We start from the raw sequence: 18,008 nt of genomic DNA, 5'->3' as shown, positions 1-18,008 counted from the left end.
CAACATAAATTTTTATTTTTCTTCATAAAACACTTCAAACAAGCCTAAAATTAGCTTTTTCTCATTATTTTAAGCACTAACTCGCTAAAATAAGCAAAAAATTTCGGAGAAAAATGTGGGTTTGGAGATAGAGCGTAAATTTTTACTCAAAAATTCTCAAATTCTAGATTTTCTAAAAGAGGCTGGGCTAGTTTTTAAGCACCTTGAAATTTCTCAGTTTTACACCAAGATCACGCAAAATGAAGAGATCCGCTTCAGAAGCGAAGAGGATAAATTTATAAAAACGATCAAGGTTGGCAAAGATCTTATAAGAGAAGAAAATGAGGAATTTTGCGAAAAGGCGGAGTTTAAAAAGGCTTTAAAAAACCGCATCGGCCACGTCATCACAAAAGATAGATACATTTTTCGGCTGAATAACAACCCCTGCAACATCGACGTTTTTAAAGATGACTTAAATGGACTTTGCACATTTGAGATTGAATTTGCTGATGAAAATGAGGCTGTCTATTTTAAGTTGCCATCATTTTTGGAGCAGTTTTGTAAGGCCGATGTCACCTGCGATAAAAGATATAAAAATAAATTTCTTGCCATTCACGCAAACGAAAATGAACAAATCGACTACAAAAGAGCCTACAATGTCTTTAAAAACAAAGAAATTTCGCCAAATTTTGCTGCAAATTTAAAAAGCGGCGAGGCTCTTAGGGTTTTGTTTTTAAGCATATTTAAAGAGATAAAGAGGCTAAAGAGTGACTATCTGCAAGATCATGACGAAGAAATTTTGCACAACCTGCGAGTAAATTTAAGAAAAGTTAGGTCGCTACTTAAAATTTTTAACGGAGTTTTTGATGAGAAAGTGACGCTCTTTTTTGGTGAGAATTTTAAAATTTTGGCAAATTCAACCAACAAAAAGCGAGACTTAGACATATTTCTAGGCTTTTTAAGCGAGCAAAAGCACGCAAATGAGCTAATTTACTTTGTGCAAAAGGCTCTAAATTTAGAGTATGAAAATGTAAAGAGCTATCTAGGCGATGAGGAAAACTACGCATTTTTAAAAGAGTGGGAGATATTTTTAAACGAGGGCGAGTTTTATAGATCAAAGCTCTTTGACGTAAGTCTTTCGCGCCTTGGCTCGTTTAAACTAAGAACGCTTCTAGTTTTGGCTCAAAAGAGGCTAAGAAGCCTCAATCAAGACTGCCCAAATGAGAGTTTTCATAAGATCAGGATCGAGCTAAAAAAAGTGAGATATACTTATGAGTTTTTGAGTGAGATTTTTTATTTTGACGGGCTTAAAAAGTATGAAGAGCGGCTAAAAGACATGCAAGAGATCTTTGGTGCGCTTCAAGACTATGACGTCTGGCTTGGCATCTTAGAGCGCTTGCCAGAGGCTGCTGGTAAAGAAAAGCTAGAGAGTAAAATTTACAAACAAATTTATAAAACCAGAGAAGAGATACTAAAAAAACGGCTTAAATTTATAAAAGCAACTCGCAAGATCTCGCGAAATTTAAAAATTTACTACATATAAAGGTCTAAAATTTATGCAAAAACAAGAAAAGATAGTTGATATGTTTAACCAGATCGCTCCGACTTACGACGTCGCAAACAGGGTTTTAAGCCTTGGCGTGGATGTGAGCTGGAGGAAATTTGCTTGCAGGTATATGCTAGAAATTTTTAAAAATAAAAGCATAAATATCGTGGATGTGGCTTGCGGCACTGGCGATATGATGGGGCTTTGGAGTGAAATTTCAAAAGAATTTGGCGTAGAGGTGAAAAGCCTAACTGGCATCGACCCATCAAGCGGCATGCTAAAAGAGGCAAGAGTGAAATTTCCAAATTTTAAATTTATAGAAGCCTACGCTGATAATACAACGCTTGCAAGTGGCGAGGCTCAAATTTTAAGTATAAGCTACGGCATAAGAAACGTGGTTGAGCGAAAGGCTGCGCTTAGAGAATTTAATAGAGTGCTTGCTTCAGATGGCTACGTAGTTGTGCTTGAATTTACAAAGCGCCAGAAAAAGGGCTTAATAACCTCACTAAGAGATTTTTACCTAAGTAAAATTTTGCCAAGTATCGGGGGCTTTATCTCAAAAAACAAAGAGGCATACGAGTATCTGCCAAGCTCGATAGAAAATTTCCTCGATGCAAAGAGCTTTTGTGATGAGCTTGTGGAGGCTGGCTTTGAGATAGAGCTTTGCAAGGGCTTTAGCATGGACATCTCGACGCTATTTATCGCTAAAAAGGTCAAAGAAATCAATGCTTAGCGTATCTGAGCTAAACGAAAAAGCAAAGGCACTGCTTGAGGCAACCCTTGACTATGTCGAGGTAAGTGGCGAAATTTCGCGCCTAACAAAGCACGCCTCTGGGCACTGGTACTTCACGCTAAAGGACGAAAAGTCAAGCATCTCAGCCGTGATGTACCGCATGAATAACCAAAAGGTGAAATTTTTGCCAAAAGAGGGTTTGAAGGTCAAAATTTATGGCAAAGTGACCATTTATTCGCCAAGTGGGTCGTATCAGCTAGTAGCTAGTGCGATGCTGCCTGATGGCGAGGGCGAGCTTGAGCTTGCGTTTAGGCAGCTTAAAGAAAAGCTCGAAAACGAGGGCCTTTTTGACATTGGTGCAAAAAAAGAGATACCAAATTTACCTAAAAAAATAGCCCTTGTCACAAGCGCCACTTCAGCCGCGCTTCAGGATATGCTAAAGGTGGTAAAGAGCCGCTGGAGGCTAAGTGAAATTTATATATTTGACGCGCTAACACAGGGCGAAAGCGCTCCAAGCTCGCTTATAAAAGCCTTACGCAGAGCCGATAAATACGGCGTTGATGTGATCGTTTTAGCTAGAGGAGGCGGCAGCAAAGAGGATCTTTGGTGCTTTAATGACGAGGGCTTAGCTCGTGAAATTTATGCCACCAAAACGCCAGTCATAAGCGCTATCGGACACGAGATCGACTATGTTATAAGTGACTTTGTAGCAGACCGCAGATCTCTTACGCCAAGTGCAGCCATGCTTGATCTTTTGCCTGATGAAGAGGCGTTTTTCCAGTATCTTGATAGGCTCAGCGACGATCTTGATAGCGCTTTAAATTTAAAGATCACAAAAAAGCAAAATCTGCTAAATTTACTACTTTCTAAATTTTCATCAAACGCCCTAAAAGCTAGGATCGAGCTAAAATTTAGCGAGGTGGCAAACAAGCAAAACACCCTAATAAACGCCGTGCAAAGAAAGATCTTGCTTCTTGGCTCAGCCCTTAGCTCGCTAGAGAAGGCTTATGAGATGAGGGAGCTCTTTTTTGAGAGCACTAAGGGGCTTATCGAGGTTAGAAAAGATGGCAAGAGGGCTGATCTTAGGGATTTAAATTTGAATGATGAGATCGAGCTTGTCTCGCAAAATACACATAAAAAAGCAATTATCAAGGAGTAAAAATGAGTAGAAAAATCAACTTTAGCGCAGGCCCAAGTGCGATACCATTAGAGGTTTTAGAGCACGCAAAGGCCGAATTTACCGACTACAGAGGCGAGGGCTACTCGATCATGGAGATCAGCCACAGAAGCAAGACTTTTGAGGAGATCCACTTTGGCGCGATGGAGAAGATAAGAAAGCTTTACGGCATCGGCGATGAGTATGAAATTTTATTTTTGCAAGGCGGCGCACACTTGCAATTTAGCATGATACCGATGAATTTATATCAAGGTGGCAGGGCGGAGTACGCAAACACCGGCGTTTGGACAAACAAAGCGATCAAAGAGGCAAAAGTGCTTGGCGTAAATGTAGATGTCGTCGCAAGCAGCGAGGATGAAAATTTCTCTTACATCCCTGAGTTTAAATTTAGCGATGACGCCGACTACGCCTACATCTGCTCAAACAACACGATTTATGGCACGCAGTATAAGGCTATGCCAAAGACCAAATCGCCCCTTGTTGTAGATGCTTCGAGCGATTTTTTCGCTAGACCGCTTGATTTTAGCAGTATCGGCTTGCTTTACGGCGGCGCTCAGAAAAATGCAGGCCCAAGCGGCGTGACTATCGTCATTTTAAGAAAAGACCTAGTTGATCGCGTGAGCAGCCAAAACGTCCCTATGTTTTTGCGCTACAAAACGCACGTAGAGGCAAACTCGCTCTATAACACACCGCCAACTTTTGGAATTTATCTTTTAAATTTAACCATGCAGCACCTGCTAGATCTTGGCGGACTTGCCGAGGTTGAGAAGATAAATGCCAAAAAAGCAAGCACGCTTTATAGCATCATAGACAGCTCAAATGGCTTTTACGTGGGGCACGCTAAAAAATCAAGTAGGTCAGATATGAACGTGAGCTTTACGATACCAAAAGATCATGCGCTTGAGCCGGTTTTCGTCGAAGAAGCGCTAAAAGAGGGCATGCTAGGGCTAAAAGGTCACAGACATCTTGGCGGCATAAGAGCCTCTATCTACAACGCCGTTAGCCAAAGCGACGTTGAGAAACTTGGCGAGTTCATGAGAGAATTTGCCAGAAAGCACGGCTGATGAACAAGGCAAAAAAAGCTTACGATGAAATTCCTTATTTCTCAGCTGCATTTAGCGACTGCTCGCCCGTTAGGATAGAGGCAGTGGCTAAATTTCTAGGGCTAAAGGTGGCAAATTTAAAAGATGCCAGAGTGCTGGAACTTGGCTCATCATACGGCGGTAATATCTTGCCATTTGCAGCTTCGCACAAAGAGGCAAAGGTCGTTGGCATCGACATCTCAAGCCACCAAGTAGAAGAGGGCAACAAGATCGCAAAGAAGATGAAATTAGAAAATTTCACCCTTCTTGAGCGTGACTTTTTGCACATGAATGAGCATGATATAAAAGAGCTTGGCGAGTTTGACTACATCATCGCTCACGGCGTTTATAGCTGGGTGAGCCCAAACGTAAGAGATGCGCTACTTGCAACGATCAAGGCGCTACTTAGCAAAGATGGCATCGCCTACGTCTCTTATAACACCTACCCAGGTTGGAAGAGCCTTGATATCTTAAGGGACTTCATGCTCTTTGCAAGCGCAAACAGGGGCGATAAAGAGTCGCTACCTCACGTCAAAGAGGAGCTAAATTTTTTGCAGGATTATTTGAAATTTAGCCTGCAAAACCAAAGCGACGTCGTCTATAAAGACAGCATGAAGCTACTTTTGACGCAGCTAAATTTCTTACAAGGCATCATCGCAAAGGGGAGTGATTATTACATTTTGCACGACTTTTTGGAGGCTAGTAACGAACCAACATACTTTCATAAATTTGCCAAGCACATCGATAAACACGGACTTTGCTACGTCATAGACGCCTCGCTAAATGATATCTTTGCAAGCTCGACTGGGATATATCGCTTTGACGCGCACATCGAGCAAAGCTACAACACCCGCATCAAGAAAGAGCAGCTAAATGACTTTTTGTTTAATAGATCCTTTAGAAAGAGCCTCATCGCGCACAAAGAAAGGCTTGAAGGCGCTGAAGACTTTGACGCGGTGCTTGGAGAAAGCGAGCTTGATAGGGTTTATTTTGCCTATTTTAGCGAGCAGCCAAGGACAAAAACGCAAGAAATTTTAAGCAAAGCCTATCCGCAAAGCCTAAATTTAAGTGAAGTAAAGGCTGCACTTGGAGAGAGCGAGAGCGAAGCATTTATGGGACTACTTGAAATTTTAAATGATCAAAACACCAAAATTTCATCATCAAAGCTTGCAGCACTTGCTTATGAGCCTAAAAAAACTAGGCTAAAGCCTAGGATAGCGGCCTATCTTGGGTATTTTCTGGGGGCTAGCTCGCCAGTTATATCTTTAGCAAATGAGCTAAATGGCAAGCTAAACTTAAGCGTTGAAGAGATCAAAGCCGCCTTGAAATTTGACGGCAAGGCTAGCTTTAAAGAGATCGCAAAGGGCGCAAATTTAAGCGAAGACGAGCTAAAAGAGCTTGCTTTTAAACTAAGCGAAGCCTACTTTTTTGAAGAAATTTAAAAAAAGAGCGTGGCAAATTTAGCCATGCTCTTACTCAAAAAACATATCTTTTAATATCAAACATATCATCGCTATATAAAAGACCAAAAACCATTTTTTAAGTGTTTTTTTGTCGGTATGTTGCGTCTTTTTGGTGCCAAAGTATGCGCCTATTAGCGAGCCAAGACCTAAAAATGTGCCCTCAGCGTATGAGATGTGACCATTTAGTGAGAGTGAGGTGAAGCCAGCGATGGCTGCAAACATAACGAAAAATACGCCCATAGAAACGGCTTTTTTAAGCTCGTAACGTAAAAAGCCAACCAAGATAGGAGCGATAAAGACGCCTCCACCGATGCCGATGCTAATGGCAAAAACGCCAACAAAAACGCCAACTAAAAATAGCAAAAAGAGCGAATTATTCGCATTTGAGCCGTCGCTGTTTGGTGAAAAGTATAGTTTTATAAGCGAAAAGACAAATGTCGCAAGTAGCATAGACTCAAGTAAAAGTGCAGGCGCGTGCGACACGATGATGCCACTAAAGCTGGCTCCAACCAAGCCTCCAAGCCCCAAAAAGACGCCTCGATTTAGCTTTAAAAGCCCAGCCTTGTAGTTTAGATACGAGCCAAATGTCGCGCTAAAGATCATCTGCATGACGCTTATGCCAATGGCAGTTTTGACGTCGTATCCAAAGGCGACCATGATAGGAACGACGACCGTGCCGCCACCGATGCCAAAAAACCCAGCGATGTAACCAACGCCGATACCGATTATAAATAGTTCTACAAAAAGCATTTTTTCTCCCTCGACTGGTGCAAATTTTAGCCAAGGGGCTCTTAAAAAAATAGTAAAAAAGGCGTAAATTTAAAAATTTAGCCAAAATTCTAAAAAGTAAAAGCGAAAATTTTTTATAATCAATAAAAAATTAAAAGGAAAAATATGCTCTTAGAACAACCACTTTTTTATTATGAAGCGATCAGAGAGAAATTTAAAAATAGCTACCTTGCTGAAGACAAGACACAAACGATAATCGGCATAGACTGCGAATATATCGACGAAAAAGATATGGACTTTTACGGACTTAGAAGCTACTTTGATACTAATCGTAACAGATCGCTAGCTCCTTTTGCCGGACTTTTTGGCGTTTTTGCTTATGATGGTGTGAGATACTTTGAGTATATCGGCGAAGAGAAAGCTAAAAAGTATGAGTTTCCAAAATTTATCTACGCTGACGCTAAAGCATATCTGCACTTTGATAAGATGAGTAAAATTTATACTTTTTATGGGGATAAAGAGAGGTATTACGACTTTTTGCTAAATTTAAAGGCAGAGCATAAGGGCGAAAAAGAGTGTGAATTTAGCATAAAAACTGATCTTAGTAGCGAAAAGAAACACTTTGAAGATATGGTTGAAGTTGCAAAAGAATACATAAGAAGCGGCGACGTCTTTCAGGTGGTGCTTGGGGAGCTACTTGAAATTTCAACGAATATGAGCAGCTTGGATTTTTACAAAAAGCTAGCTAACGCAAATCCTAGCCCATATATGTTTCATTTTCCTACGCCTTATGGCGATGTGGTCGGCTCGTCGCCTGAGCTTGTTTTTGAGATGAAAAGTGAGCAAATTTTTGTAGCACCGATCGCAGGCACAAGACCAAGAGGCGGCGATGCAAACGCTGATGTGGCGCTTGAAAATGAGCTTTTAAGCGATGAAAAGGAGCTGGCTGAACATAAGATGCTAATCGATCTTGCCAGAAATGACATCGGCAGGGTCTCAGAGCCAAAGAGCGTGGTCGTGAAAAATGCGATGCATATCCAGAAATTTGAAAAAGTGATGCACATTGTTAGCGACGTCTATGGCAAGTGCGCTAGGGAGCTTAATCTTTTTGACGTGCTAGCTAGCATCTTCCCAGCTGGCACGCTAAGCGGTGCGCCAAAGATCAGAGCGATGCAGATCATAAACGAGCTTGAAATTTTTGAGCGAAATATCTATGGCGGGGGCATTGGATTTTTGCATTTTAATGGCGACGCTCAGGTGGCGATCCTCATCCGCTCAGCTATCTTTGTGCCAGCTAAAAACGGCTTTAGCGACGTCTTTGTCGGAGCTGGAGCTGGCATAGTCTATGACTCAAAAAACGAAAAAGAGTATGCTGAAATTTGCCACAAACGAGCCAGTGTGGTAAATGTCTTTAAAAACAGCGCAAAAGAGGTTTGAATTTACAAAGTAGGGGGCTTTCATGCCAGGGCAAAATTTGATCCTAGCTATAACGATCTTTGTTTTTATATGTGCATGCTTTATGGCGCATAAGGATAATAAAAAGAATTTGCAAAAAGATAAATAATTAAATTTGCAAGGTGGCAAATCAACCTGCAAAAGCAAATTTGTATTATTTGGCTTTAAAAAGAATAACTAATTCGAAGATAAATTTAGCCTAGCTGCAATGACTCTATTTTTCGTGGGTGCGCTAAACGCTTGCAAGATGAAATTTAGCTTTGATGAGTGCATCCAAATAAATGCGATGGCAATTTTTACGCAAATTTATGAGTATGAAAATTTACACATCAAAAAGGGCGAGTGTCTGGGAATTTCGAGCTTGGCTCAAACATTGTCATAATTGGCGAGAAATGCAACCAAGTATAATCTCTTTGAAAATAAAGAGCTAAAATTTACTGAGGCGATCAGGCTTATAAAATAAATACGCTAAGCATATAGGTAAATTTTTATACTTGGTCAATGTTGTTTATTAGGATTGGTCTATTTGCCTAAACTTTGGTGGTATTTTCACGTGTTCATTATATAAGCTTAAAACAGTATCACAGTTTTTGATCCATAAACTCATAGTATTTAAAATTTATCATAGACGTGAAAGCTTGTAAGAGATAGTGAGCGCATTATTTTATCTACCAAAATTTCTCTAGATTTAGTATTTCTATTAAGACTTAATTGGCTCATAAGATTATGACTTGATATATTTTTTAAAAGAATTTTATTAACTTGCAACAAAGAAGTTTAAATTTGCCTTGCAACCCAAAGCTTGAATATTTTATGTATAAATTTTAGCTATTTAGCCCAAAAAGGGCTAAATTTAGACATTAAACCTAAAGTGCATCACGTCACCATCTTGCACGACGTAGTCTTTGCCCTCAAGTCTCATCTTGCCAGCCTCTTTGGCTCCATTTTCGCCGCCATGTGCGATGTAGTCCTCGTAGCTTATCACTTCAGCTCTGATAAAGCCCCTCTCAAAGTCGTTGTGGATGACGCTTGCTGCTTTTGGCGCTTTCCAGCCATTTGTGATCGTCCAAGCCCTTACTTCTACGACGCCAGCGGTGAAATAACTTATCAAATTTAGCTTTGCAAAAGACGTTTTGATGATCTTTTCAAGGCCGCTCTCGTTCGTGCCAAGAGATGCCAAAAACTCGTGAGCCTCTTCGTCGCTTAGGCCTATTAGCTCCTCTTCGACCTTAGCACAAAGCTTGATCACCTCGTGGTCTGAAGCTTTAGCATACTCTTTTAGCGCTTTTACAAATTTATTATCTTCGCTAAGCCCCTCTTCATCGACATTTGCGCCATAAACTACCTCTTTAGCACTTAGAAGTCTTAGCTCTTTGTTTAATGTCAAAAACGCCTCGCTATCTCTTTGCTCAAAGCTACTTGCACTTTTACCCTCATTTAGATGAGCTAGAAGTAAATTTGCTACCTCAAGCGTCTCTTTTGCGCCTTTTGCGTTTGCTTTTGCCTCTCTTGTGAGCTTTTCTATCTTTTTATTTAGCTGCTCGATGTCAGCTAGTATCAGCTCGGTTTGGATGATCTCGATGTCTCTTACTGGATCAACACTTCCCTCGACGTGAGTGATGTTCTCATCCTCAAAGCAGCGAACTATGTGCAAAATAAGCTCGGTCTCTCTGATGTTTGATAAAAATTTATTGCCAAGTCCTTCGCCAGAGCTTGCCCCTTTTACAAGGCCCGCGATATCTACGAATTCGATGGTTGAATATTGAATTTTATTTGGACTAACTATCTTTGCAAGCTCATTTAGGCGTTTATCAGGCACTGGCACGATGGCTTTGTTTGGCTCGATAGTGCAAAACGGATAGTTCGCACTCTCGGCATTTTGCGCCTTTGTAAGTGCGTTAAATGTCGTTGATTTACCCACATTTGGTAGGCCTACTATTCCAACTGAAAGTCCCATCAATTCTCCTTGCTAAGTGCTTGTAAAAAGTATAAATTCATCCTAACGCCAGCCCCGCTCGCACCTGCTTGGTTGTATCCCCAAGCCTTTTCGCGGTATGCTGGGCCTGCGATATCAAGGTGTAGCCACTTATCTTTGTACTCATCTTTGATAAATTTAGCTAGAAACATGCCAGCCGTGATCGCGCCGCCATATCTGCTTGAGGCGCAGTTGCTAACGTCTGCGATCTGGCTTTTGATAAGCTCGCTAAGATAAGGGTTAAAATCAAGCGTAGTCGCTAGCTCGCCGCTATCTTTTATCTTGTTTTTAAACTCGCTTTTTAGGCTCTCGCTGTTGCCCATGATGCCTGTTGTGTATTCGCCAAGTCCCACGACGCAAGCGCCAGTTAGGGTTGCCATGTCGATTAGGATGTCTGGCTTAAAATCCTGCGCGTAGCTTAGGCAGTCAGCCAAGACCAAGCGTCCCTCTGCATCGGTGTTTCTAACCTCTATGCTAACGCCACTTCTTGAGATAAGTACGTCATCAGGCTTATAGGCATTTCCGCCGATCATATTTTCAGTTGCGCCCAAAATGGCGTGAATTTCAAATGGTAAATTTAGCTCCGCAGCACCTTTTATGATGCCAAGAGCTGCTGCTGCACCGCTTTTGTCTGATTTCATTGTTAGCATATAATCAGCCGGCTTCAAGCTAAGTCCGCCGCTATCGTATGTTAGCCCTTTGCCAACAAAGATGATGCGTTTTTTAGACTTTTTAGGCTTATAGGTTAGGTGGATGAGCCTTGGTTTATGCACGCTTGCGCGGTTCACAGCCAAAAATGCGTTCATATTCTCTTTTGCTAGAAATTTCTCGTCATAGACCTCGCACTTTATGCTCGCGATGTTTTTGGCTAAATTTAAAGCGTCCTGCGCCATCTTTTGCGGTGTGTAAATTTCTGGGATTTCATTTACGATATCTTTTGTGAAATTTGTAGCGCTTGCTATTATCTCCGCCTCTTTAAAGCCCTCGTTTGCTGCCTTTAGATCGACCTTTTTACCAGAAAATTCTTCAGTAGAAAAGATGATCTCTTTTAGGGTGTATCTCTCTTTTTTCTCTTTATATTTGTTAAATTCATAGCTTCCAAGCAAAAAGCCCTCAGCTAGCGCTTCAAAGCTTAGTTTTTGGCACTCCACTACGTAAGAAGCTAGTTTTATGCTCTTAATATTTAGCGATTTTAGCGCGTTATAAGCTTTAGCGGCTGCAACCCTAAGCTCATCAAGATCAAGCTTAGAAAGTGGCACGTAAGCCCTTTTTGCCTCACTTAGGATGAGGACGCTATCGCCTTTGTAATTATTAAATTTAATAGCCTCTTTATCGCCTATAAATTTATGTTTTAACTCCTTATCTACTACGAAAATTAGTTCAATATCAGCTTTTATATCTTTTAATTTCTTATCAACTATTTGAAACTGCATGTCTTCTGTCTCTCCTTTCGTTTAAAATTTTATTTTCGATGCGCTTAAATGTATATATCAAAAGCCCCATAAATATGGCAACCACTGGGATAGCGACATACCAGTGCTCTTTTGCTTTTTGAAGTAGCACAAGTATATGCTCGCCAAGTATCCAAGCAGGTATGGTGGTGATCGCCGCCCAGCACCAAGCGCTGATCAAATTTATAAAGGCATATTTTTTAGCGTCATATCCGGTAAGTCCTATGCAAAGCGGTATGATGACACGAAAGCCATACATATAGCGTTGCAAAAAGATGATCGGCCAGCCGTATTTTTTCAGCATTATGTGCGCCACTGCAAATTTTCTCCGCTGCGTGTGAAGCCTTTTTGCGATGTATTTTTTATTGTAGCGGCCAAGGTAGAAGTAAATTTGATCTCCCACAAAGCCTCCAAGTCCAGCCACAAAGATAGCAAGCGCGATGTGCATGTGCGTGGTGTGAGCGAGAATTCCAGCCATTATTAAGGCCATCTCGCCCTCCATGATACACCAGACAAAAAGTATGATGTAGCCGTACTCTTTAAGCAGTTCTATAAAAAACTCTTCCATTCTAAACCTCTAAAACGCTGTAAATTTTAGTAAGCGACTTTAGCTTTTCGCTACCTTTTAGATCGACTAGATCTATGATAAAGCACGCTTCTACGCAGGTTGCGTTAGTTTGATTGATAAGCTCAACTGAAGCCTTTGCAGTGCCGCCAGTGGCTATGAGATCGTCCATCAAAAGTACTCTAGCGCCCGCTTTTTCTCCAAAAGCATCGATGTGAATTTGCACTTCATCGACGCCGTACTCTAGGCTATATTTTTGAGAAAGCGTGATAAAAGGTAGTTTTTTTGGCTTGCGAATAGGCACAAAAGGCAGCCTTAGCCTTGCTGCAAGCGCCGCGCCAAAGATGAAGCCACGAGACTCGATGCCAGCGATATAGTCGATATTTGCGTCCTCATATCTAGCCACCAAATGATCTATCAAAAAGTTAAATGCCTCTTTGTTATTTAGCAGCGTCGTGATGTCGCGAAAGACTATGCCAGGCTTTGGAAAGTCATTTATGCAGCGAATAGAGTTTAGTAAAAATTCTTTGCCTTTTTGATCTAAAATTTTCATAAATTTCCTTAAATTTGATGTTAAAGTAGCGCTTCGATCTTGCCTTCAAGCTCACGAATGCGTTGTCTTAGCTTGTCGTTTTCTAAGCGGTACTGGGAGTTTCTTGTGCGAAGTGAGGTTACGTCGTTTTTAGTTTTGTTTAGCTCATCTGTCAAGATGTCGATGTTGCCTAGACTTCGTTGAAGTTGGATCTGAAATTTTCTTATGACGACCTCGGTGTCTTGGAGGTTATTTTTCATAAAATCTTTTGTCGCACGCTCTTTTTTTAGAAGCGTTTTGAAGTAAAAAACCATGACGGTTAGGTAGATCGCAGCACAAACAAGAGCGGTAAAAACGATCCACTCGCCTATCATTTGCCTGCCTCAAGCTCTATTTTTTTGACTCTTCTTTCGTGTCTGCCACCTGCAAACTCAGTCTTTAAAAAGGCTTCAACCGCCGAGATAGCCACGCCTGCGCCAATAACTCTTGCGCCAAAAGCGATTACGTTTGCGTCGTTGTGCTCTCTTGCAAGTCTAGCGGTAAATTCGTCGTGGCAAAGGGCACATCTTACGTTTTCATGCCTGTTTGCGGCTATTGATATGCCTATGCCTGTGCCACAAACTAGCACGCCGTAGCAGTTAGGCTCAAGCTTGCTTGCTAGCAAATGCGCATAATCAGGGTAATCAACGCTATTTTTATCGTTTGTGCCAAGATCAACTACTTCGTATCCAAGCCCTTTAATAGCCTCTTTAAGCTCGTTTTTTAACTCAAAACCAGCGTGATCGCTAGCTAAGAAAACTTTGTCTATCTTCATGAAAAGTCCGTTAAATTTTTTGTTGATTATAGTCAAAGTTGCATTAAAATAAAATTTTACTCTCAGCCAAAATGAAGCTATAATTTACCAAAAATTTAAAGGAGAAAATGTGAAAAAAATGCTCTTTTTAGTGGCTTCTACGCTAGCCTTTGCAAATGAAAATCTAATAGAGATCTACACAGATCAAACGATCATCACTCAAAAATTTAGTGACGCAAATAGTTCTTTTAGCGCCTTTGTGCCAGAGGGTGTGCAGAGTGAGAGCATCACTATAAATGGGGATTGTGATGCGAATGCTTATCTAAAAAAGATCAGCGAAGAAAATAGCCCAAGTTACATAAAATGGAAGCAAGAAGTTGCAAATTTAAACAATAAGCTTGAGGCGCTAAATGCAAGAGGTAGGTTTATAGAGCAGGCTTTAGTAGAAGAAAACAAAAGTAACGATGTGACAAAAAGAGCTGATGAGTTTTATAAATTTAGCCTAGAAAATATCGAGAAAATTTCAGCTGCTAAAAGTGAGCTTGAAGCGCTTAAAGAAAATGAGCCAAAGAGCGATCTGGCTGGATTTTTGCAGCTTGATATGAAATTTGCTTGCAACCCAAAAGAGGCGACGCTTTCATACATGGATGATGAGGCCCCAAAGACGCTAAATGAAATTTATGCAGACACAAAAAACAAAAATATCTTGATAAAACAAGAAATTTTACTCACCAACCCATTTGCAAGCGATGTTAAAAATTTAAAGCTCGCCATCTATCCAACCAGATATCAAAAGGCGCTTGCTCCAAGCAAGTTTTACCCTTGGTACGAGGAGAGTGAGGCGGAGGCTGATGGTTACGGCGCTTCAAAAAATATGCTAAGAGCCGCGAAAGTCACTGCTGAGGTCGCTGATATGCGTGTGCAAAGAGATGAGAATGAGTTTGCCAAAATTTGGAAGATAGATGGGATAAATTTAGCAAAAGGCGAGAGCAAATATATAACTTATGATACGCAAAAAATGGATGCAAATTTTAGCGTTTTTGCTGATTTTTACGGCTCGCTAAAGGCATATAACGTGGCTAGCCTTAAGCTAAATGATGATCTAACTCCAGCTAAAACGCAGTTTTACGTTAATGGTGTGAGTGTTGGCAGTCCAAGCGAGTTTGAGATGAAAACTAAAGATGAGCCCACTCAGCTCTTTTTGGGACAAAACGAGCTAATCGAGCTTAAAAAAGAGCGATTAAATAAATTTAAAAAGAGCTCGTTTCTTGGCAAAGACCGCATAAGCGAAGAGGGCTATGAGATAAGTGTCAAAAATAACTCAAGCAAGAGTGTCGATATCACTTTGGTTGATCGCGTGCCAGTATCTGCTGATGAGGTGGTAAAGGTCGAGATAAAGGGCTTTGATAAAAAAGATATCAGCAAAGATGGCAAGGTGGAGCTTAAATTTAGCCTTGCGCCAAAAGAGGAATTTAAAAAAGAGTACTCTTATAAGATCACAAAGCCAAAAATTTAGAGCAAATTCGCTCTAAATTTAGCCGTTTATAAATGCGCTTGCGATATCTAAAACGTATCTTGTCGGATAAAAGATAGTATCTTTTAAAGGCGAGACGAGGATGATGATAAGGATGACAAAGCCATATCGCGAGATGCCCTCAAGCTTCTCAGCCAGTGCGTGAAAGCCAAAATTTCTAAGCGCATACTCGAGCGCGTGAAAGCCATCAAGTGGCGGGATCGGATAGAGGTTAAATATTGCTAACATCAAATTTAAAAGTGCAAGCGTAAATAAAAACTGAAGTAAAATTTCAAAGGTTTCTATATTTAATAGAGCCTTTAGCACAAAAAGCGACAAGATGCCCAAGATGACGTTGTAGCAAATGCCAGCTAGACTTACGTAGATAGCTGCCTTGTAGCCGCCATTTCGCACGACTGTGTAGGTATTTACAGGCACTGGTTTTGCCCAGCCAAACATCATACCAGTGCTTAGATAAAGCACCAGTGGCACGATGATAGTGCCAACAAGATCGATGTGTTTTATGGGATTTATGCTAAGTCTGCCAAGATTTTTTGCTGTGTTGTCGCCAAATTTATAAGCGACATATCCGTGAGCGATCTCGTGACCAACGATGGCGATTACTAAAGAGAGGACGATAGTAGCGACTTTTATGGGGTCAAAATTAGTGAAGTCCATCAACTTCTCCCTCTTTTAGAGCTTGTTTTGTGAAAAACTCATCATTTTCTATCGTATCTACAAAGCGTCCGATACGCTCCCAGCGCACATTGTAGTTATTGTCCCAGCTAAAATATATAAACCAAGGCTGTCCAACTATATCTTTGTAAGCCACGCTTCCCCAAAAACGGCTATCGTTTGAGTGGTCGCGGTTGTCGCCTATCATAAAGTACTCATCTTTTGGCACTTTGACGTAAAAAGCGTTAAAGTTAAAATTTGGATTTTGCGGTAGTGAGCTAATGAGCGCTGGCTTCATAAAGACGTTTGATTTGTTTGTATTTAGCATAAAAACCATCTGCTCAAATAAATTTACATTTTCATCGTAGTGGATGCCGCTAAATCTATATGGCTCTTTTATGAAAAGCTTGCCATCAAGCTCGACAACGTCCTTGCATGAGTAGCCAAATTTACTCTCTTTGCCGTTTAAATTTTCACGGCAGTTTGCCTTTATGAAGCTATCTCCCTCTTTTGGGCGTAGATAGAGGGCTTTTTCAGTAAAGACGATCTCGTCCTCGCTCGTGGCAAAGCAGCGCTTTACAAAGTGAGTTTTCTCATCGTTTGGATAGCGAAAAACGACTATATCGCCTCTTGCAGGACCATCGCCAGTTATAAGGTGACCATTGTCATTTAGCTCAGGTAAAATTTTTACCTCAAGCCATGGAATTCTTGGCGTTGGTATGCCATAAACATACTTTTTAGCAAATAAAAAATCCCCAACCAAAAGCGTGTTTTTCATCGAACCAGACGGGATCACAAAGGCCTGAGCTACAAAGAAAATGACAAGCAAAACGATGATAACCGTGCCTGTCCAGCTTGAGCAAAAGTCATAAAATTTAGTAAAAGCTCTCTTCATTATCTCACTCTTTAATTTTTAGCTATCTTTGCTTGTGCAGCAAGGATTGTATTGTTTAAAAGCATGGCTATGGTCATCGGGCCAACGCCGCCAGGAACAGGCGTGATATATGAGCATTTTGGTGCGACCTCGTCAAAATCCACATCGCCCACAAGCCTGCCATCATCAAGTCTGTTTATGCCCACATCAACGACTACTGCGCCATCTTTTACCATGTCAGCCTTTAAAAAAAATGGCTTGCCAATGGCTGCAACGATGAGGTCGGCATTTTTGCAAATTTCTTTTAAATTTTTAGTCTTGCTGTGTGTCACCGTAACCGTTGCAGAGGCATTTAGTAGTAAATTTGCCATAGGTTTGCCAACGATGTTGCTTCTGCCAATCACCACCGCATTTAGCCCAGCTACATCTATGCCATACTCTTTTAAAATCTCCATCACGCCAAGCGGTGTGCAAGGCACGAAGCCATCAAGCCCGCTAACAAGTTTGCCAACATTTACAGCGTGAAAGCCATCTACATCTTTTCGTGGATCGATCGCTGCGAGCACGACGTTTGTATCAATGTGCTTTGGCAGTGGTAGCTGAACCAAGATGCCATGGATGCTATCGTCTAAATTTAGCACGTTTATAAGCGCAAGTAGCTCGTTTTGGGTTGTATTTTCGCTTAGACGGTGAGCCACGCTTTTTATGCCGTATTCGTTGCAGGCTTTCTCTTTGGCTCTAACGTATGTTTGAGATGCCTTATCTTCGCCGACCAAGACGACGGCTAAGGTTGGCTCGATACCAAATTTCTTTAGCCCATCAGCTCTTACTTTTACGCTTTCTTTGACCTTTAAAGATACGGCTTTTCCGTCTAAAATTTTCATATTCGATCCTTACTTAAAAGCTTTTTTAATCACAAGGGTGGTATCATACCTAAAAATAAATTAAAATTTTAAAAGAGAGGTTTATGAGGTCTGTTTTTTTGATTTTGCTTTTTTGCGTGGCGATTTTTGGTGCTGATTTTATCACAAAGACCGAGTACGCCAAGATGCTCTACCTAAATCCGCGTGGCATAGGCTGTGATAAATGTCACGGCGCAAAGGGCGAGGGCAGCCTAATCTCTAAATACAAGCACTTTGACAAAAAAGCAAACAAAACGGTCGATGATGAGCTTAGAGCGCCAAAGATAAACGATATAGATTTTGAAAGCTTTAAAGCAGCTCTTACAAAGCCAAAAGGCGTCATGCCAAGCTACTTTTTGACAGATGAGGAGACGACCATCCTTTATGAATACATCACAAATCAGATGAAACCTCCTGCAAAAGCGGCAAAAGTAGCACCTAAAATTTTAGCTAAGCCAGCCGCCCCTGCTGCTACGCAAAAACAGCCAGAACCTACTAAAGCCGCCCCTGCGGCAAAAGCAGTAGAGCCAGCCACCGTGCAGGCACAAAAGGCACCAGCAAAAC

The 18,008-nt window shown here is 41.1% G+C and carries 18 protein-coding genes and 1 pseudogene; 9 read left to right on the top strand and 10 right to left on the bottom strand.

Translation table 11 applies throughout. From position 1 onward, the window contains the following. Nucleotides 1–115 precede the first annotated feature (115 nt). From CVS86_RS06920 to CVS86_RS06900, 5 genes are read left to right on the top strand one after another with little or no spacing between them, the layout of a single operon-like run. On the top strand, nucleotides 116–1,522 hold the full coding sequence (locus tag CVS86_RS06920) for a CHAD domain-containing protein (RefSeq protein WP_234399249.1): 1,407 nt from the start codon (nucleotides 116–118) through the stop codon (nucleotides 1,520–1,522). Nucleotides 1,523–1,535: 13 nt separating this feature from the next. Next, complete coding sequence (gene ubiE, locus CVS86_RS06915) at nucleotides 1,536–2,258, top strand: bifunctional demethylmenaquinone methyltransferase/2-methoxy-6-polyprenyl-1,4-benzoquinol methylase UbiE (protein WP_107791405.1); 723 nt, start codon at nucleotides 1,536–1,538, stop codon at nucleotides 2,256–2,258. After that, nucleotides 2,251–3,417 (top strand): exodeoxyribonuclease VII large subunit, encoded by a 1,167-nt coding sequence (xseA, locus tag CVS86_RS06910; protein ID WP_107791404.1) that lies wholly within the window; start codon nucleotides 2,251–2,253, stop codon nucleotides 3,415–3,417. The genes ubiE and xseA overlap by 8 nt, the downstream gene beginning before the upstream one ends. 2 nt (nucleotides 3,418–3,419) lie before the next feature. After that, nucleotides 3,420–4,499: a phosphoserine transaminase gene (gene serC / locus CVS86_RS06905; RefSeq protein WP_107791403.1), complete on the top strand. Its 1,080-nt coding sequence runs from the start codon at nucleotides 3,420–3,422 to the stop codon at nucleotides 4,497–4,499. Beyond that, complete coding sequence (locus CVS86_RS06900) at nucleotides 4,499–5,959, top strand: class I SAM-dependent methyltransferase (protein WP_107791402.1); 1,461 nt, start codon at nucleotides 4,499–4,501, stop codon at nucleotides 5,957–5,959. Before serC ends, CVS86_RS06900 begins: the two co-directional genes overlap by 1 nt. Nucleotides 5,960–5,989: 30 nt before the next feature. Here CVS86_RS06900 and CVS86_RS06895 read toward each other — a convergent pair whose 3' ends face one another. Beyond that, nucleotides 5,990–6,730, bottom strand: coding sequence for a sulfite exporter TauE/SafE family protein (locus CVS86_RS06895; protein WP_103650818.1), 741 nt, complete (start codon nucleotides 6,728–6,730; stop codon nucleotides 5,990–5,992). Between the two features lie 144 nt (nucleotides 6,731–6,874). Here CVS86_RS06895 and CVS86_RS06890 point away from each other — a divergent pair, with 144 nt between their 5' ends. Together CVS86_RS06890 and CVS86_RS09825 are read left to right on the top strand one after the other, a co-directional pair. Then, nucleotides 6,875–8,146 carry an anthranilate synthase component I family protein gene (locus CVS86_RS06890; protein ID WP_107791401.1) on the top strand — a complete coding sequence of 424 codons (1,272 nt, stop codon included), beginning with the start codon at nucleotides 6,875–6,877 and terminating at the stop codon, nucleotides 8,144–8,146. 226 nt (nucleotides 8,147–8,372) lie between these two features. Continuing rightward, a complete protein-coding gene (locus tag CVS86_RS09825; protein ID WP_159070816.1) occupies nucleotides 8,373–8,546 on the top strand; it encodes a hypothetical protein in 174 nt (57 codons plus the stop codon). Between the two features lie 471 nt (nucleotides 8,547–9,017). On the opposite strand, the gene ychF is transcribed toward CVS86_RS09825, so the two are convergent. Genes ychF through rpiB form a run of 6 tightly spaced genes read right to left on the bottom strand, consistent with a single transcriptional unit; the run spans nucleotide 9,018 to nucleotide 13,501 of the window. Continuing rightward, nucleotides 9,018–10,121 carry a redox-regulated ATPase YchF gene (gene ychF / locus CVS86_RS06885; RefSeq protein ID WP_107791400.1) on the bottom strand — a complete coding sequence of 368 codons (1,104 nt, stop codon included), beginning with the start codon at nucleotides 10,119–10,121 and terminating at the stop codon, nucleotides 9,018–9,020. Beyond that, a complete protein-coding gene (locus CVS86_RS06880) occupies nucleotides 10,121–11,572 on the bottom strand; it encodes a leucyl aminopeptidase (RefSeq protein WP_107791399.1) in 1,452 nt (483 codons plus the stop codon). Before CVS86_RS06880 ends, ychF begins: the two co-directional genes overlap by 1 nt. Next, on the bottom strand, nucleotides 11,553–12,158 hold the full coding sequence (locus CVS86_RS06875; RefSeq protein WP_021083652.1) for a DedA family protein: 606 nt from the start codon (nucleotides 12,156–12,158) through the stop codon (nucleotides 11,553–11,555). Before CVS86_RS06875 ends, CVS86_RS06880 begins: the two co-directional genes overlap by 20 nt. 1 nt (nucleotide 12,159) lies before the next feature. Then, nucleotides 12,160–12,708, bottom strand: a complete 549-nt coding sequence (gene apt, locus CVS86_RS06870) for an adenine phosphoribosyltransferase (protein ID WP_107791398.1) — start codon at nucleotides 12,706–12,708, stop codon at nucleotides 12,160–12,162. Between the two features lie 20 nt (nucleotides 12,709–12,728). Further along, complete coding sequence (locus CVS86_RS06865; protein ID WP_002939538.1) at nucleotides 12,729–13,061, bottom strand: hypothetical protein; 333 nt, start codon at nucleotides 13,059–13,061, stop codon at nucleotides 12,729–12,731. Next, the gene (gene rpiB, locus CVS86_RS06860) at nucleotides 13,058–13,501 is read right to left on the bottom strand and encodes a ribose 5-phosphate isomerase B (RefSeq protein WP_021086444.1); all 444 of its coding nucleotides are present in this window, start codon (nucleotides 13,499–13,501) and stop codon (nucleotides 13,058–13,060) included. Before rpiB ends, CVS86_RS06865 begins: the two co-directional genes overlap by 4 nt. A gap of 118 nt (nucleotides 13,502–13,619) precedes the next feature. Between rpiB and CVS86_RS06855 the strand changes: the two genes are divergently transcribed. Then, nucleotides 13,620–14,996 carry a DUF4139 domain-containing protein gene (locus tag CVS86_RS06855; RefSeq protein ID WP_234399250.1) on the top strand — a complete coding sequence of 459 codons (1,377 nt, stop codon included), beginning with the start codon at nucleotides 13,620–13,622 and terminating at the stop codon, nucleotides 14,994–14,996. An 18-nt stretch (nucleotides 14,997–15,014) separates the two neighbouring features. On the opposite strand, the gene CVS86_RS06850 is transcribed toward CVS86_RS06855, so the two are convergent. Genes CVS86_RS06850 through folD form a run of 3 tightly spaced genes read right to left on the bottom strand, consistent with a single transcriptional unit; the run spans nucleotide 15,015 to nucleotide 17,426 of the window. Continuing rightward, nucleotides 15,015–15,671 (bottom strand): site-2 protease family protein, encoded by a 657-nt coding sequence (locus CVS86_RS06850; RefSeq protein WP_107791396.1) that lies wholly within the window; start codon nucleotides 15,669–15,671, stop codon nucleotides 15,015–15,017. After that, complete coding sequence (lepB, locus tag CVS86_RS06845; RefSeq protein WP_021083635.1) at nucleotides 15,658–16,563, bottom strand: signal peptidase I; 906 nt, start codon at nucleotides 16,561–16,563, stop codon at nucleotides 15,658–15,660. The genes CVS86_RS06850 and lepB overlap by 14 nt, the downstream gene beginning before the upstream one ends. 11 nt (nucleotides 16,564–16,574) lie before the next feature. Then, nucleotides 16,575–17,426: a bifunctional methylenetetrahydrofolate dehydrogenase/methenyltetrahydrofolate cyclohydrolase FolD gene (folD, locus tag CVS86_RS06840; RefSeq protein ID WP_107791395.1), complete on the bottom strand. Its 852-nt coding sequence runs from the start codon at nucleotides 17,424–17,426 to the stop codon at nucleotides 16,575–16,577. Between the two features lie 83 nt (nucleotides 17,427–17,509). On the opposite strand from folD, the pseudogene CVS86_RS09925 reads away from it, so the two are divergent. Next, nucleotides 17,510–17,845, top strand: a pseudogene (locus tag CVS86_RS09925) (c-type cytochrome); the annotation flags it as partial. Nucleotides 17,846–18,008: the final 163 nt, after the last annotated feature.

The organism is Campylobacter concisus (genome assembly GCF_003048605.1).
Classification (GTDB): Bacteria; Campylobacterota; Campylobacteria; order Campylobacterales; family Campylobacteraceae; genus Campylobacter_A; species Campylobacter_A concisus_BM.
Note: the sequence above shows the minus strand (reverse complement) of the source record. Positions and strands in the feature narration are given on the sequence as shown.

What these genes read in the sequence shown, in the direction of transcription:
- CVS86_RS06880 (WP_107791399.1), bottom strand. Translation starts at nt 11,572, where the DNA reads ATGCAGTTTCAAATAGTTGATAAGAAATTAAAAGATATAAAAGCTGAT.
- CVS86_RS06865 (WP_002939538.1), bottom strand. Translation starts at nt 13,061, where the DNA reads ATGATAGGCGAGTGGATCGTTTTTACCGCTCTTGTTTGTGCTGCGATC.
- CVS86_RS06895 (WP_103650818.1), bottom strand. Translation starts at nt 6,730, where the DNA reads ATGCTTTTTGTAGAACTATTTATAATCGGTATCGGCGTTGGTTACATC.
- CVS86_RS09825 (WP_159070816.1), top strand. Translation starts at nt 8,373, where the DNA reads ATGACTCTATTTTTCGTGGGTGCGCTAAACGCTTGCAAGATGAAATTT.
- CVS86_RS06855 (WP_234399250.1), top strand. Translation starts at nt 13,620, where the DNA reads ATGCTCTTTTTAGTGGCTTCTACGCTAGCCTTTGCAAATGAAAATCTA.
- CVS86_RS06850 (WP_107791396.1), bottom strand. Translation starts at nt 15,671, where the DNA reads ATGGACTTCACTAATTTTGACCCCATAAAAGTCGCTACTATCGTCCTC.
- CVS86_RS06890 (WP_107791401.1), top strand. Translation starts at nt 6,875, where the DNA reads ATGCTCTTAGAACAACCACTTTTTTATTATGAAGCGATCAGAGAGAAA.
- rpiB (WP_021086444.1), bottom strand. Translation starts at nt 13,501, where the DNA reads ATGAAGATAGACAAAGTTTTCTTAGCTAGCGATCACGCTGGTTTTGAG.
- ychF (WP_107791400.1), bottom strand. Translation starts at nt 10,121, where the DNA reads ATGGGACTTTCAGTTGGAATAGTAGGCCTACCAAATGTGGGTAAATCA.
- serC (WP_107791403.1), top strand. Translation starts at nt 3,420, where the DNA reads ATGAGTAGAAAAATCAACTTTAGCGCAGGCCCAAGTGCGATACCATTA.
- CVS86_RS06875 (WP_021083652.1), bottom strand. Translation starts at nt 12,158, where the DNA reads ATGGAAGAGTTTTTTATAGAACTGCTTAAAGAGTACGGCTACATCATA.
- apt (WP_107791398.1), bottom strand. Translation starts at nt 12,708, where the DNA reads ATGAAAATTTTAGATCAAAAAGGCAAAGAATTTTTACTAAACTCTATT.
- lepB (WP_021083635.1), bottom strand. Translation starts at nt 16,563, where the DNA reads ATGAAGAGAGCTTTTACTAAATTTTATGACTTTTGCTCAAGCTGGACA.
- CVS86_RS06900 (WP_107791402.1), top strand. Translation starts at nt 4,499, where the DNA reads ATGAACAAGGCAAAAAAAGCTTACGATGAAATTCCTTATTTCTCAGCT.
- ubiE (WP_107791405.1), top strand. Translation starts at nt 1,536, where the DNA reads ATGCAAAAACAAGAAAAGATAGTTGATATGTTTAACCAGATCGCTCCG.
- folD (WP_107791395.1), bottom strand. Translation starts at nt 17,426, where the DNA reads ATGAAAATTTTAGACGGAAAAGCCGTATCTTTAAAGGTCAAAGAAAGC.
- xseA (WP_107791404.1), top strand. Translation starts at nt 2,251, where the DNA reads ATGCTTAGCGTATCTGAGCTAAACGAAAAAGCAAAGGCACTGCTTGAG.